Source organism: Flavobacterium chungangensis (genome assembly GCF_042654045.1).
Taxonomy (GTDB): Bacteria; Bacteroidota; Bacteroidia; order Flavobacteriales; family Flavobacteriaceae; genus Flavobacterium; species Flavobacterium chungangensis.
Genome location: NZ_JBHSFY010000008.1, coordinates 191765 through 206116, shown reverse-complemented (window position 1 = coordinate 206116; position 14352 = coordinate 191765). Strand labels below are relative to the sequence as shown.

General features: G+C 32.2%; 17 protein-coding genes. 5 read left to right on the top strand and 12 right to left on the bottom strand.

The window, feature by feature from the left end; genetic code table 11:
- Positions 1–154 precede the first annotated feature (154 nt).
- Positions 155–967, top strand: coding sequence for a UbiA prenyltransferase family protein (locus tag ACFO3N_RS14805; RefSeq protein ID WP_250837498.1), 813 nt, complete (start codon positions 155–157; stop codon positions 965–967).
- Between the two features lie 440 nt (positions 968–1407).
- Here ACFO3N_RS14805 and ACFO3N_RS14800 read toward each other — a convergent pair whose 3' ends face one another.
- The 5 genes from ACFO3N_RS14800 to ACFO3N_RS14780 all read right to left on the bottom strand — a co-directional run bounded on the left by ACFO3N_RS14800 (position 1408) and on the right by ACFO3N_RS14780 (position 5161).
- Positions 1408–1803, bottom strand: coding sequence for a DUF1090 family protein (locus tag ACFO3N_RS14800; RefSeq protein ID WP_379798877.1), 396 nt, complete (start codon positions 1801–1803; stop codon positions 1408–1410).
- A 231-nt stretch (positions 1804–2034) separates the two neighbouring features.
- A complete protein-coding gene (locus tag ACFO3N_RS14795; protein WP_379798875.1) occupies positions 2035–2940 on the bottom strand; it encodes a TIGR01777 family oxidoreductase in 906 nt (301 codons plus the stop codon).
- Positions 2941–3009: 69 nt separating this feature from the next.
- A complete protein-coding gene (locus ACFO3N_RS14790; protein ID WP_379798873.1) occupies positions 3010–3828 on the bottom strand; it encodes a thiol-disulfide oxidoreductase DCC family protein in 819 nt (272 codons plus the stop codon).
- A 27-nt stretch (positions 3829–3855) separates the two neighbouring features.
- The gene (locus tag ACFO3N_RS14785) at positions 3856–4596 is read right to left on the bottom strand and encodes a YqjF family protein (protein ID WP_379798871.1); all 741 of its coding nucleotides are present in this window, start codon (positions 4594–4596) and stop codon (positions 3856–3858) included.
- 61 nt (positions 4597–4657) lie between these two features.
- Positions 4658–5161: a GbsR/MarR family transcriptional regulator gene (locus tag ACFO3N_RS14780; RefSeq protein WP_129054171.1), complete on the bottom strand. Its 504-nt coding sequence runs from the start codon at positions 5159–5161 to the stop codon at positions 4658–4660.
- Between the two features lie 137 nt (positions 5162–5298).
- Here ACFO3N_RS14780 and ACFO3N_RS14775 point away from each other — a divergent pair, with 137 nt between their 5' ends.
- From ACFO3N_RS14775 to ACFO3N_RS14765, 3 genes are all read left to right on the top strand, one after another.
- On the top strand, positions 5299–6561 hold the full coding sequence (locus ACFO3N_RS14775) for a cation:proton antiporter (protein WP_379798869.1): 1263 nt from the start codon (positions 5299–5301) through the stop codon (positions 6559–6561).
- A 222-nt stretch (positions 6562–6783) separates the two neighbouring features.
- Positions 6784–7026 (top strand): type II toxin-antitoxin system HicA family toxin, encoded by a 243-nt coding sequence (locus ACFO3N_RS14770; protein ID WP_379798867.1) that lies wholly within the window; start codon positions 6784–6786, stop codon positions 7024–7026.
- Position 7027: 1 nt separating this feature from the next.
- Positions 7028–7378, top strand: coding sequence for a type II toxin-antitoxin system HicB family antitoxin (locus ACFO3N_RS14765; protein WP_379798865.1), 351 nt, complete (start codon positions 7028–7030; stop codon positions 7376–7378).
- 33 nt (positions 7379–7411) lie between these two features.
- Here ACFO3N_RS14765 and ACFO3N_RS14760 read toward each other — a convergent pair whose 3' ends face one another.
- From ACFO3N_RS14760 to ACFO3N_RS14745, 4 genes are read right to left on the bottom strand one after another with little or no spacing between them, the layout of a single operon-like run.
- Positions 7412–8071 (bottom strand): SanA/YdcF family protein, encoded by a 660-nt coding sequence (locus ACFO3N_RS14760; protein ID WP_379798863.1) that lies wholly within the window; start codon positions 8069–8071, stop codon positions 7412–7414.
- Between the two features lie 14 nt (positions 8072–8085).
- Complete coding sequence (locus ACFO3N_RS14755; RefSeq protein WP_379798861.1) at positions 8086–8247, bottom strand: hypothetical protein; 162 nt, start codon at positions 8245–8247, stop codon at positions 8086–8088.
- Positions 8244–8822, bottom strand: a complete 579-nt coding sequence (locus tag ACFO3N_RS14750; RefSeq protein WP_379798859.1) for a zeta toxin family protein — start codon at positions 8820–8822, stop codon at positions 8244–8246. Before ACFO3N_RS14750 ends, ACFO3N_RS14755 begins: the two co-directional genes overlap by 4 nt.
- 32 nt (positions 8823–8854) lie before the next feature.
- On the bottom strand, positions 8855–10882 hold the full coding sequence (locus ACFO3N_RS14745) for a M3 family metallopeptidase (RefSeq protein WP_379798857.1): 2028 nt from the start codon (positions 10880–10882) through the stop codon (positions 8855–8857).
- Between the two features lie 219 nt (positions 10883–11101).
- Between ACFO3N_RS14745 and ACFO3N_RS14740 the strand changes: the two genes are divergently transcribed.
- Complete coding sequence (locus ACFO3N_RS14740; protein ID WP_379798855.1) at positions 11102–11773, top strand: hypothetical protein; 672 nt, start codon at positions 11102–11104, stop codon at positions 11771–11773.
- 114 nt (positions 11774–11887) lie between these two features.
- Here the strand turns inward: ACFO3N_RS14740 and purE are convergent, their stop codons facing one another.
- The 3 genes from purE to ACFO3N_RS14725 all read right to left on the bottom strand — a co-directional run bounded on the left by purE (position 11888) and on the right by ACFO3N_RS14725 (position 14344).
- Positions 11888–12373, bottom strand: a complete 486-nt coding sequence (purE, locus tag ACFO3N_RS14735) for a 5-(carboxyamino)imidazole ribonucleotide mutase (RefSeq protein WP_012022518.1) — start codon at positions 12371–12373, stop codon at positions 11888–11890.
- Between the two features lie 117 nt (positions 12374–12490).
- On the bottom strand, positions 12491–13642 hold the full coding sequence (locus ACFO3N_RS14730) for a 5-(carboxyamino)imidazole ribonucleotide synthase (RefSeq protein ID WP_379798853.1): 1152 nt from the start codon (positions 13640–13642) through the stop codon (positions 12491–12493).
- A 150-nt stretch (positions 13643–13792) separates the two neighbouring features.
- Positions 13793–14344 carry a hypothetical protein gene (locus tag ACFO3N_RS14725; RefSeq protein ID WP_379798851.1) on the bottom strand — a complete coding sequence of 184 codons (552 nt, stop codon included), beginning with the start codon at positions 14342–14344 and terminating at the stop codon, positions 13793–13795.
- Positions 14345–14352 lie beyond the last annotated feature (8 nt).

Sequence of the window (14352 nt, the reverse complement as noted above, 5' to 3'; positions counted from 1 at the left end):
TTTGACATACGAATCACATTTAAAAGTAAATGTGTTGTTTTTTTGTGGCGCAAAATTAAGTATTATTAATAATTTAATAGGTATTTTTAACTTCAATTTTTATCAAATTTATAACTAAAGAGTTGATTTGTTACCAATTGATTAGATTTGAGCTATGAAACTTCTAAAACAGATTTTTGATTTTTATTTAAACAGCAGTATTCACGTGGCTTTATCGTGTTATGCTTTGGTCCGAATTACATTTCATGTGTTTCATATTCAGTACGATGAGCCAATGGCATTGTTTGTTTTTTTCGGAACAATTGTAGGATATAATTTCGTAAAATATGATGCGCTGGTTCGCGTAAAGAAAAACCCGATAGGAACACAACTAAAAATTATTGCTGTTTTAAGTTTTATTTCGGTGATTTTAGTTGGCTACTATTTTTTTAATTTAAAAAGAATAACACAAATAGTCTCCGTTGGAATTTTTGCCATAACTGCACTTTACACATTACCCTTTTTTCCAAATCGAAGAAATGCCAGAAATTGGGCAGGAGTAAAAATCTACATTGTAGCGCTTTGTTGGGTTGGCGCTACTTTGGTTTTACCTTTAATAAATGCAGAGATTCCAGTTACTATAGATTTCTTTATTAAATGCATTCAAAGATTCGTTTTGGTTTTTGTACTGATTTTAGTTTTCGAAATTTTAGATTTAGCCAATGACGATCCGCATTTGCAAACCGTTCCGCAGACCATCGGAGTAAAGAAAACCAAACTTTTAGGATTTTTGCTATTGATTCCGTTTTGGTTTTTAGAAGTTTTTATTTCGACATTCAATATTCATGACGCTATTATAAATCTTATTATGGTCATCATGCTGATGCTGTTTATTGCTTTTGCCAATCCGAATCGTTCTAAATATTACACTTCCTTTTGGGTCGAAAGTGTGCCCATTTTTTGGTGGTTGATGATCGTTTTTCTATAAAAATATTTAGGGCGTGCCACCATCCCGATAAAAGGGCTTACTTACTTTACGCCTATAAGCCCTTTTATCAGGATGCTGTCGGGCTATCCGCGCTACTTCGGTAGCTAGCTTCTATCCCTCACGCAAAACGTAAAATGAGAAAATTCGTTTTCAAAAGACATTTAGAATACTGCAAATGATTTCAAAATTTGGGATGGTTTTTTGCAAAACGTTTCTTGCGGTTGAAACGGCGGGCTATGTTTGAAAATAAAGTTTGATTTAATTGTTTTTCAATTGCCTCCAGCTTTAGCTGGAGGAGAAATATGATTGAATATTCTGGACTTTAGCCCAACTTTATAATTTGGCTAAAGCCCAGATTGGAGACTTATTTTTTACCTCCAACTAAAGCTGGAGGCAATTAAAATTATCTTTTTAATCTGCCAAATCTGCGTGAGAAAAAACTATTTCGTTTTTTGTTCGGCCAAAGCTTTATTCAAATCTGCTTTAGCCTCATTTAGTTTTTTTCTTTTCTTGTCGATTTTTTCTTTGCTTTCCTTGTCTTTAATCGCTTCGTTCAAATCAGCAGTTCTTTCGTTGACTTCTTGCTGTTTCTCTTTTACCTTTTTGTCAAGATCTTTGTTGACTGTTTTGGTAGTGCAGTTTTTCTTGGTTTGTGCAATAGCTTCTTCAACACCTTTTATCTGATTTTGATTTCCCGCTTTTTTCGCAGCAGCCAATTTTGTGTTTAATTCACAAAGCTTTCTTTCGCATCCTTTTAAATTTGTACAATTGCTTTGAGAAAACCCGATAAAAGAAATCGCAAAGAAAACTACAGTTAATATTGTTTTTAATTTCATAAGTATATTTTTAATTAATTCGTTTTAAGAATGATACTTATAAAATTAAGAAATTTATCTTAATGTTTTTTTTAGCATCTTATTAATTTAAGTTTGCTTTTTACGTAATCTTGTCATTTCGACGAAGGAGAAATCTCCACAAGAAGCTCCAAAAAGATTGGCTTATTAGAACTGAATTACTTGGAGAGATTTCTCCTTCGTCGAAATGACAAAACGATGTGAATTTGGTTTCTAAATTAAATCTCGAAAAGCATCATCAATTTCCCCAAACTTAAATCGAAAACCATTTTCTAAAAGTCGTTTCGGAATTACATTTCTACTTTTCAAAACCAATTCTGTTTCAGTTCGAATAAAAAAAGATCCAATTTCAAGAAAGAATTTGTTCATCGGAATTCCGAAGGGAAAACCAACTGCTTTTCTAAGTTTTTGCATGAATGATTCATTTCGAATTGGTTCGGGTGAAACGACATTAATAATGCCTGTCATTTCGTTCTCAATAATAAAATCAACTGCATTTGCGAAATCTTCTTCATGAATCCAGCTTATAAACTGATTGCCGCTTCCTTGTTTTCCGCCAAAACCAATTTTTGCCAAAGTCTTTAACGGAACAAAAGCGCCTCCATTTTTTCCTAAAACAATAGAAGTTCGCAAAGCTGTTTTTAAAGTCTTTGGGGTTTCAGTTTTAAAGAATGCTTTTTCCCAAGAAAGCGCCACATTTATAGAAAAGTCATTTCCAATTTCTCCATCAATTTCATCCATTTGTTTGTCTAAAGAAAATCGATAAATAGTTGAGGTTGAAGAATTCAGCCAATGCTTCGGCGGATTTTGACAATTTAAAACGGCTTTATTTAGAATTTTAGTGCTTTCAATTCGGGATAAAAGAATTTCTTTTTTGTTCTCTTTCGTATAACGGCAATCAACAGATTTTCCTGCGAGATTAATTAAAATCGTTGCATTTTCCAATTCCTTTTCCCAGCCCGAAAAAGTTCTGGCATTCCAGTTTACATATTTGATTCCGTCAATTGTTTGAGATTTTCCTCTTGTTAGAATGACAATCTCTTCAAATTTATCTTTGAAATTATTGACTAAAACTTGTCCCAGAAAACCGGTTCCGGCTGCGATAATAAGTTTTTCCATTGGTGTAATTTTATAGCCGCGTATTCACGAATTATTATTTTTTAATTAGTGAATTCGTGGCGAATCTTTTTAATTAAGAATTAAAAGCAAAGCAAGAATTCGGTAAAGAATCCAAGTGAAAGATAAATAAAAAGGAAGTTTTAAAATTTTTACTCTTCTAAAGTGTTCCAAAAACATAATTAAAACCGTAACTCCAAACCAGCCCAAAATGATCGTTTGAGGAAGCTGGAAAAACTGACTTAAAACTAAAATCGGCATCAAAATTAAACTTCCGATTAAAGAAACCGTCATTAAATTTCCTGCGTAATTGAGAATCGTTTGTTTGTGAAATTTCAGCAGCAGTAAACTTTGAAAAACAATTTGTCCAAAAGCCAAAATAATTTCTCTTGTAATATTAGATTTTGGCAAATTCAGAATCAAATTAGAATATCCAAATAAAACAAAACTCGTTATTGTCAACGCAAAACCGATAAATAGAAATCTGTATTTATAATTAAAATCTGGTGTACATTGCAATTTATTTTCTTCTTTTACATTTCCAGGAATAATTACTTTTCTATTGTAAGAAACAAAAGAATACATTTTTTTCAGAATGAAATGAATGGGTTTTATAGTCGCAATTTTTTCAATTAAAGGAAAAGAAAATCCAATAACTTTTATCAAACTGTCAATTCCGTAAGTGACTGTTTTTGTTTTATTATCAACCAAAGCAATTTCGTTTGGAGCACGTTTTAAGTCCACAAAATTTTGTTCTTCTGCAGATAATTGGCAATAAGATTTTCTTCCGTTTTCATCAAGCATGCCACTTTTTACAAATCCAGTTGTGTACAAACTGCAAAGCGGACAATCTTCATCATAAAGTAAGGTTTGGTCTTCTAACGTTTTCATGATTTTTGGTTTTAAAGATGAATAGTTTTATGCGTATAATTTTTCTTCAATAGGAATCAACTCGATTTTTCTTTTGTTTTTAACCGTAATTTTTGAACCTTCAGCCAAGAAAATTGAGGTTGGTTTTTGCGTTTGAAGAAATCCAAAATCAGTTCCATAAATTTTTTCGAAATCAACATCAATTCGATGGTTTAAGACTTCAATTTGTTCCCATCTTGGATGCGTCACTTCATATTCAAAAGTGGTTTCTTCGTCAATTTTAGTATATCCGAAATAATGTTCTGTAATAAATTCGGCTTCAGAATCCATTTCGATTTTACTCAAATCTTTTTTGGTTTCAATTTCAATGGTGTTCCATTCGTTGTTATTCTTCCATTGATAAATGAAAGTATTACGATTTTTATTTTCAATGATTTCATGTCTCATTTTCTGAGTTTCATAATTTTCCTGATACAAAGTGTTCGCAATAAAAGTGATCGCTTTTTTAGGAACAATTTCTTTAATGAAAACCACTCCGCGTTTCCATTCGCCATTTTCAAAACGTTTGACATAGAATCTAAGATTCACTTCTTCAAAATTGGTATGAAAAGGAACTTTCAATCCTAAAACTTTGGTGTTTTTAAACATAAATCCGACCAAGCTTACGTAACATTTGTTATTCCAAATGTCAATTTGAGTTCCTGCAGGAAGATATTTTTCTAAAATTGCAGCATCAATTTCATAATTAAAAAGTGATAAGTTTTTCCATTCTGCTTTTAAGAAGTTCATGATATTTTGTTTTTAAATTTTTAAACTTTCAGAAAAAAATGAAAGTTTAGATTAAATTTTTTTATTTCATCATTTTTATAACCAGTTTACCTAGCCAGTTATCATTAAATTCAGTCATTTTGTCCAACATATTGTCTGCTTTTAAAACGAAATCATACAATTTGGTAGTTTGATCTACAAAGTGTTTTTCTTCTGCCGAATCTTTTGCTTCGATAGTCGAAACTTCTTTTAAGATTTTTAGGGTTGGCTTAATTTCTCTTTTGCTTCTTTCTCTGGAAATTTTAACTGCTAATTCGTCTAAATCTTTTTCTGCCGTGAAGAATTCTTTTCTTTCTCCAGCTTTATATTCTTTATAAACAATTCCCCAATCCATTAAACCTCTTAAGTTCATACTGGCATTTCCGCGGGAAATCTGCAATTCTTCCATGATATCTTCCATAGAAACAGGTTCGTTCGAAACCATTAATAAAGCGTGGATCTGTGCCATCGTTTTATTAATACCCCATTGAGAACCTAATGCTCCCCAGGTTTGTACAAACTTATTTTTTGCTTCTTTGAATTCCATGAGTCAAATGTAAGTAAAAGTTTTTAAACTTTCAAAAATAATTGAAACATATTTAACGAATTATAAAGTTATGTTAATTCAAGTCTTGAATTTTTGATTAACTAATGAGAAGGATATTTTTGTAAAAATCACATTTTATGGAATTATACTACACATTTTCGGTACTTATTGTACTGGCTTCTTTCTTCGCCTATTTAAATTTAAGATTTTTAAAACTTCCAGGAACCATCGGAATCATGATTATTGCGATGCTGGTTTCAGTTGGAATTCGTCTTTTGGGAGATTCTTATTTTCCTGCAACCACCAAACATTTTTTTGATTTGATAAAAGAATTTGATTTCAACGAAATCCTAATGGGAGCAATGTTGAACTTTCTTTTGTTCGCCGGCGCACTTCACGTAAATATGGCAGATCTTAAAGAGCAAAAAGTTCCCATTATGATTTATTCTACGGTAAGTGTAGTATTGTCAGCTCTAATAATTTCTGGTTTACTTTTTTACATCGCACCACTTTTAGGAATAAAGATCCCTTATATATTTTGTTTGGTTTTTGGAACCTTAATTTCTCCAACCGATCCAATTGTTGTTTTGGGCGTTTTAAAGGAAGCAAAAGTTCCTAAGAGAATCGAAACTAAAATCGTTGGAGAATCTCTATTTAATGATGGAGTGGCTGTAGTGATGTTTGCTGTTGTTTTGAAAATGGCAACTGATCCGACATTTGATATGACTTTTGGTTCTATTGCTTGGTTGTTTGCAAAAGAAGGTATTGGAGGACTTTTATTAGGTGCTGTTCTTGGGATTTCGGCATCAAACGTTATGAAGAAAATTGACGATTATAAAGTTTCGGTTTTAATCACGCTTTCTATCGTAATGGGAGGATTTTTGATTGCTCAAAGCTTACACGTTTCTAGTCCGCTGGCGATGGTTGTTGCCGGATTGATTATTGGAAATTACGGTAAAAAAGTTGCAATGAGCGAAATTACCCAAGATTATTTAGGGAAATTCTGGGAACTTATTGATGAGATTCTAAACGCTATTTTATTCTTATTTATTGGTTTTGAGTTATTGCTATTACCAGATTTGAACAAACAATTGCTAACTGGTTTCGTAGCTATTTTTATCGTGCTTTTTTCAAGATTAACTTCTATCGTTTTACCGTGGAAATTCTTTGATATTTTTAAGTTTTTCGGAATCAGATCTGCTTACAATAAAGGCTCTCTAATGGTGTTAGTTTGGGGCGGAATTCGCGGTGGAGTTTCTATTGCATTAGTGCTTTCTATGCCCGAAGGAGAATACAAAAACCTTTTACTTGAAGTAACTTATATCGTCGTGTTGTTTTCAATTGTAGTGCAGGGACTTACTGTTGGGAAATTGGCTAAACGAGTTTTGGAGAAAGAATAGAGAAAAGGAAATAGACGCTAGAAGAAAGATTTTATTTTTTAAGCCATTTAATAAGAGACTTGCAAAAATATTTGCAGGTCTTTTTTTTGATTTGTTTTTCGATTAGATATTTCTGGTTTTAAAAACGAGGATATAAATTGAGGGATTTTTCTTAATTTTGCCTTCTGGTTTAATTTGCAACTAAATTGTAGTTGCGGATTAAAGATTTAATTATAAATTTGCATGAGTAAGATTGATAAACTTATTGAAAAGTTAAAATCAAAACCAAGAGATTTTTCTTGGGATGAAATGCTGAAAGTTTTAAATCACTTTGGTTATAAACAAATCTCACAAGGAAAAACTGGTGGTTCAAGAAGAAAATTTGTGAATGAAAATAAACAGATTATAAGTCTACACGAACCACATCCGCAAAAAGTTTTGAAAGGATATCAGATTGATATTATTATTGAATATTTGGAATTGTAATATGAAAAACTATTTAGAATATAACGGCTATATTGGGACTTTAGAATTTTCTGCGGATGATAAAATATTCTTTGGAAAAATTCAAGGTATAAATGATTTAGTAACCTTTGAAGGATCTTCGGTTGCCGAATTGGAAGCATCTTTTAAAGAAGCTATTGAAGATTATTTAGAGACATGTAAATTGTTAAATAAAGCCCCGGATAAAACTTATAAAGGTTCTTTTAATGTGAGGGTGTCTCAAGAGTTACATCAAAAAATAGCACTTTTAGCTTCCAGAAAAGGATTGAATTTAAATGAAGTTGTAAAAGAAGCTTTGTCTTATGTTGTCAAACATGAAGAGATTTTAAATTAGAAAAGCCCAAAACAGAAATGTTTCGGGCTTTCTTTATCGCTTATCTTCTTTAGAATAATTAGATTCTCCATTTATATTAATTTCTCCGCCTAAAAAACGAGGTTCCCGATCTCTCAAAACATCAAAAAAAGATTTAAAAACCGAACCGTATTCTCTAAACCGAACATAATTGTAACCCAAATATTCACCTTTATTTGCAGAATAACCAGCAGATTTAATTCCGAGTTTTTGTCCGATATAAATGGCGCGATTTAAATGATATTCCTGCGAAATTAAAGTCGCTTTTTTAATTTTAAAAATATGTTTTGCACGATACATTGTCGAATAGGTATCGAAACCTGCGTAATCAATAAATATCTTTGTAGTGTCAACGCCATGATTGTAACAATAATTCTTCATTACCGTCAGTTCATCGTATTCATCGCGGCCGTTATCTCCCGAAAGCAGAATTTTATTAATGCGTTTAGCTTTCCAAAGCATAATTCCAGCATCCAAACGATCTTTTAGATATTTGCTTGGCTGATTGCCGTTGATTCCCGCACCAAAAATAATTCCGACATCATTCTTAGGGAATTTTTTGATGGAATAATGAATGTATTTCTTAGTCGAATTTTTTACGTAATAGTTTATAGAAACAATTGCAATTAATCCAATAACTGCAAGATAAAGGGCTATTTTAAAATATTTTTTCAATTTAGATCTGCGCATTATTCTTTAATATCAATTGCATTTATTGTCTGAATTTTTCCATCGGCATAAATCACAATTTGTCCGTTAGATTTCTTTTTACTTTCAATCATTTTTTTTGAAGAAACTTTTAAACCTTCCACAATTTTATTTTGTAGCTCTTTAATTTTATCTTTTGTCATAATTTTAAGCTATTTATTTTACTAAATAAGTTTTGATCTATAATTTGAATTTCTTCGTTGATTTCTTTTTCGGCAATTAATATTGGCAACTTATTTGAATTATCAAATAACATTACATTGTCACAATTATTAAGATAGATCTTAAAGAAATTTTTAATTCCTCTCTCATATCTTCTTTCGATGACATCTTCAGGTATATTATGACCACCTTCCTTTACTCTTATTTTTACTCTTTGTTTTGCTAATTCAACTGAGCTAAGCCAAAAGAAAATTAATGTTACAAAATAACCTTGATTTTGAGCTTTATTTACAATTGAGAGATAGCTTTTTGCAGAAAGCGTGGTCTCAAAAGCAAAGTCAACTTCTTTCTGAAATAATTCATCTATTCGATTAAGCATTATCCTTCCTGCTTCAAAACCTACTTTTTCAGGTTGAAAAGGAGATAATCCCTTTGCAATTTCGTCAGCATTTACAAACTCCTTACAATTTAATATTTCGGGCAGAATGGTATATGAAGCTGTTGTTTTTCCAGCTCCATTACAACCCGCAATTATATATAGATTTTTTTCTTTCAAATTTTTAAATAATAAAACAAAGATATTAAATATTAAAGCAACCCAGCTCTTTTCAACAAAGCTTCCGGTTTTGGTTCTTGACCTCTAAAACGTTTGTACAAAGTCATAGGATGTTCTGTTCCTCCTTTTGAAAGAACATTGTCTTTGAATTTTTTTGCAATTTCTTCGTTAAAGATTCCATTTTCTTGGAAATATTCAAAAGCATCAGCATCTAGAACTTCTGCCCATTTGTAGCTGTAATATCCAGAAGAATATCCACCTTGAAAAATATGAGAGAATGCCGTACTCATTGCATTTTCTTTTACATCAGGATACAATTGTGTGTTCGCAAATTGTTCTGTTTCGAAAGCTTTTAAATCGGTAATAGAAGTTGGATCTTGTCCGTGCCAAGCCATATCTAATAATCCGAAACTCAATTGACGTAATGTTGCCAAACCTTCTTGAAAACTCGCACTTTCTTTAATTTTCTGAACATATTCAATCGGAATAATTTCTCCCGTTTCGTAATGATTCGCAAACAAAGCCAAAGCTTCTGGTTCGTAGCACCAGTTTTCCATAATCTGACTTGGTAATTCTACAAAATCCCAATAAACAGAAGTTCCTGATAAACTTGGATAAACCGTATCGGCTAACATTCCGTGTAAACCGTGACCAAACTCGTGGAATAAAGTCGTTACTTCATTAAAAGTTAATAATGAAGGTTTTGTTTCGGTTGGTTTCGTGAAATTACAAACATTTGAAATATGTGGTCTTTCGTTTATACCGTCTTTTACATATTGTGATTTGAATGAAGTCATCCAAGCGCCGTTTCTTTTTCCTTTTCTTGGGAAGAAATCGGCATAAAAAATCGAAACTAAATTTCCGTTAGCATCTTTTACTTCGTAAGTCGTAACTTCTTCATGGTATTTATCAATATCAAAAACCTCGGTAAAAGTTAAACCGTATAATTTTTTGGCAACTGTAAAAGCGCCATCTAAAACTTTTTCTAATTGAAAATAAGGTTTCAGTTTTTCATCGTCTAAATTAAAAAGCTGTTGTTTTAATTTCTCAGAATAATAAGCGCCATCCCATTTTTCTAATTGTTCAATTCCGTCTAATTCTTTTGCGAAAGCAGTTAATTCAGCAAATTCTTTTTGAGCTGCTGGTTTTGCTTTTGTCAATAAATCATTTAAGAAAGAGAACACTTTCTCTGGACTTTCGGCCATTCTTTCTTCCAAAACAAAATGTGCGTGCGTTTTGTAGCCTAATAAATTCGCTCTTTCATGACGAAGTTTAGCAATTTTTAAAACGTTTTCCTCGTTGTTGAATTCGTTATTTTGAAATGCTTTTGCGCCGAACGCAATCGCCATTTTTTTACGTAATTCACGATTATCCGCATAAGTCAAAAACGGAACATAACTTGGATGATCTAAAGTGAAAATCCAACCTTCTTTTTCTTGATTTTTAGCTAATAATCTTGCTGCTTCGATTGTTCCTTCCGGTAAACCAGATAAATCCTTTTCATCGGTTAAATGCAATTCGAAATTGTTGGTTTCTGCCAAAACATTTTCACCAAACTGTAAACTCAATTTAGATAATTCTTTGTCAATTTCTCTTAATTGGTTTTTCTTGTCTTCGGGCAAATTGGCACCGTTTCTCGAAAAGCTTTTGTATTTTTTATCTAATAAAGTTGTTTGTTCAGGATTAAGATTTAAACTTTCTTTTTGATTGTATACGGCTTTTACTCGTGCAAATAAATCAGCATTCAATCGAATATCATTTCCAAATTCTGAAAGTAAAGGCGAAACTTCCTGCGCAATTTTCTGCATTTCGTCATTCGTTTCAGCCGAATTTAAATTGAAGAAAATACTAGAAAGACGATCTAAAATATCGCCCGAAAAATCCATTGCCACAATTGTGTTTTCAAAAGTCGGCGCATCTGGGTTATTTACGATTGCATCAATTTCGGCTTTAGCCAAAACAATTCCTTCGTTGAAAGCAGGAACATAATCTTCGATTTTAATTTGCGAAAAAGGTGCGGTGTTATGTTTAGTTATAAATTTTGAAAGTAAAACACTCATTATATTATTATATTTTTTTATTAATAAAAAGCAATTTTTTGAATTTCAAAGATAGCAATTAATAAAAACCTAATCATCTATGCAAAACCGATTCTCAACATAAAATCCTCTTAAATTGTGTTATAGATATGTTATTTATTGGTCTAAGCGTTTTTAAAAGCGTAAATTGAAAAAATAGATTTTGCATTATAAAATGCGAATCATAATTAAAATAGAAAAATGATGAATTATCAAATTGTAATACAGAATATTGATACGGTTAATGAAATTGAAGGATATTGGTCAGACGAAGATTTTATTGCGTTATTAGAAAAATTCAATTATCCTGACGGCGCAACAGCTGAAAAAAGTAGTTTGCCAGAATTATTAGAAATGGCTATTTCAGATTATGAGCCTAACGAAGCGGCTCAAATAGTTTTGCACTATAAATTGGGAGATCAATTAAGCGAAGGTCAAATACATCAAATATCGAACGATATGTTAATTGATAAGGTTTGCGAAGAATATCCAGAAATACACATGCAAGGCACTTTGTTTCATGTAAATCAATTACTTTTTAAGGCGTACAATGGCAAATTTCCAAATGCAAAAGCTTCTATTGTTCATTTTTCAATGACGCCAAACGATGGAGAACCACAAAAACTTACAGCCGAAAACGTTTTGAAATTATTGAATAATGGTTTGTCTGACAGAAATCTTATCAAGAGATTGTTTGAAAATCAAATTTCTCAAAATATTCCATTTCCAGAAGCTGACAGTATAGTTTGGGATTTGAAAACAGATGATGATACAAACTATGATCTTGTTACTTCAGAAAATTGGATAAATAAAGAAGATATAAATGAATCTGAGTTTGAATCTATTTTGGAAGAAGCTGAAGATGTAGTTTAATTCAAAAAGAGATAAAATAGGAAATTTACTTTCACAAAGAAGCTCAAAGAAAAAACACAGAGATTCACAAAAAATTTGTGCACCTCTGTGTTTTTTTTGTGTATCTCTGTGGAATTACTTTTTTAAACCTTCAGCAGCTTTATTTACCGCCGCTTTCAATTCTTCTTTGTAAGAAATAATAGTATCTAAAACTTTTTTATCGTGGCTTCCGATGATTTGTGCTGCTAAAATTCCAGCATTTTTTGCACCGTTTAAAGCAACAGTTGCAACAGGAACTCCACCTGGCATTTGCAGAATCGATAAAACAGAATCCCATCCATCAATAGAATTGCTTGATTTTACAGGAACTCCAATTACAGGAAGCGGAGACATTGAAGCTACCATTCCAGGTAAATGTGCCGCACCGCCCGCGCCGGCAATAATTACGGAGATTCCGCGAGTGTGTGCATTTTTGCTGAAATCGAATAATTTCTCTGGCGTTCTGTGTGCCGAAACGATATCTACTTCAACTTCTACATTAAATTGTTTTAATATGTCGATTGCATCCTGCATAACTGGCATGTCTGAGATGCTTCCCATTATAATAGCTACTTTGCTCATGTGTGTTTTGTTTTGTTTGTTTCAAGTTTCAGGTTTCAGGTTTTGTTGGAACTCAAAACCGAGACTGAAAACTGTTTGTTTTATTTTAAGTTATAAACTGCGACTGACCACTAAAAATTACTGACCACTGATCACTCTAATCGTGTTCTTAACTTCCTGTGCAATTCTTCTAGCTTCAGCCATATTTTCGTTTACAATCGTAACGTGCCCCATTTTTCTGAAAGGGCGAGTTTGTTTTTTGCCGTAAATATGTGGCGTAACACCATCCCATCCTAAAATGGTTTCGATGTTTTCATAAATTACATTTCCAGAATGACCTTCGGCACCCACTAAATTTACCATAATTCCGGCAACTTTACTGTCGGTGTTTCCTAACGGAAGATCTAAAATAGCGCGTAAATGATTTTCGAATTGTGAAGTATAACTTGCTTCAATTGAATAATGTCCAGAATTGTGTGGGCGAGGAGCAACTTCATTGACTAAAATTTCATCGTCTTGAGCTTGGAACATTTCTACTGCTAAAAGACCAACATGATTAAAATTCTCTGAAACTTTTAAGGCAACTGCTCTTGCTTTTTCAGCTACTTTATCATCGATTCTTGCTGGGCAGATTACATATTCAACTTGGTTTGCTTCTGGGTGAAATTCCATTTCTACAACTGGATACGTTTTCATTTCTCCTGATGGATTTCTTACTACAATTACTGCCAATTCATTTTTGAACGGAACCATAGTTTCTGCAATACATTCTACATTTGGAAGCGTATCTAAATCTGAAGCTTGGCGAACTATTTTTACGCCATTTCCATCATAACCAAATTCAGTGCATTTCCATACAAATGGCAATTGCAAATCGTTGATTTTAGATTTTAGCTGATCTAAATTTTCGAATCTTTCAAATGGTGCAGTTGGGATATTATTTTTAGTGTAAAAATCTTTTTGAACACCTTTATTCTGAATTCCTTTTAAAGTTTTTGGAGATGGATATACTTTTAGGCCTTCGTTTTCTAATTGCGTTAAAGCCTCAAGGTTTACCAATTCGATTTCGAAGGTCAAAACATCGACTTGTTTTCCGAAGTTATAAACAGTTTCATAATCCATTAGATCGCCTTGAAAGAATTTGTTGCAGGCGATTTTACTAGGTGCTTCGTCGCTCGGATCTAGAACATAAGTTTGTATATCAAATTTTCTGGTGTCGAACAAAAGCATTTTACCTAATTGTCCGCCACCTAATATTCCCAATTTAAAATCAGAAGAAAAATAATTCATTTTGTGTTGTGTTTTTGCAAAGATACTTTTTAATCTTTTTTTAGCCAAAATTTCGTTGAGTACAAGTTTTTTCCGCCACGAATTCACGAATTTTTTTTTCCTTGCATTATGTATAAAAAAATAATTCGTGAATTCGTGGCTATTAAAAACTTATTTTATTTTCTTTAATACTTCTTTGGCAACGGCTTTATATGCCGCAGAATGATCTCCGAAATCTTTATCAATTATTACTTTTAATTCGGGATGAATCCAATCGTAATGATTTCCTAGAATATATAAAGTGCGAATCGAATAGGCTTTTGTTGCGACTTTGGTGTCATTAATTAACCAATCAAAAGAAGCTTCAATACAGTCTTGGAGATTTTCCTCAGAAAGTTTTATGCAGTTTTCGTTTTTCTTATAATGCGATTTAACTAAAAGTTGTGTCACTTTTGCAATCGGACGCAGGGAACTTTCATCTTTTAAAACTTTCAAATTCGAACAGAAAAAGTCAAGATGAGGCTGGAGCCAAAGCAATTCTTCGTACGAAACAAATTCTAAAATCCAGCACGCTTTATGATTGTTTTTATCTTCGGGCGAAAAGCAAATTGAAACCAATTCACTAAAAAGCGTTGGGTTTTCTAGAACATCTTGAGCAGCTTTGAGACGGTTTTCTCTATATGCATTTACGTAATCCAGTTTTTTTTGCAATTCGGATAGCATTGTTTTTG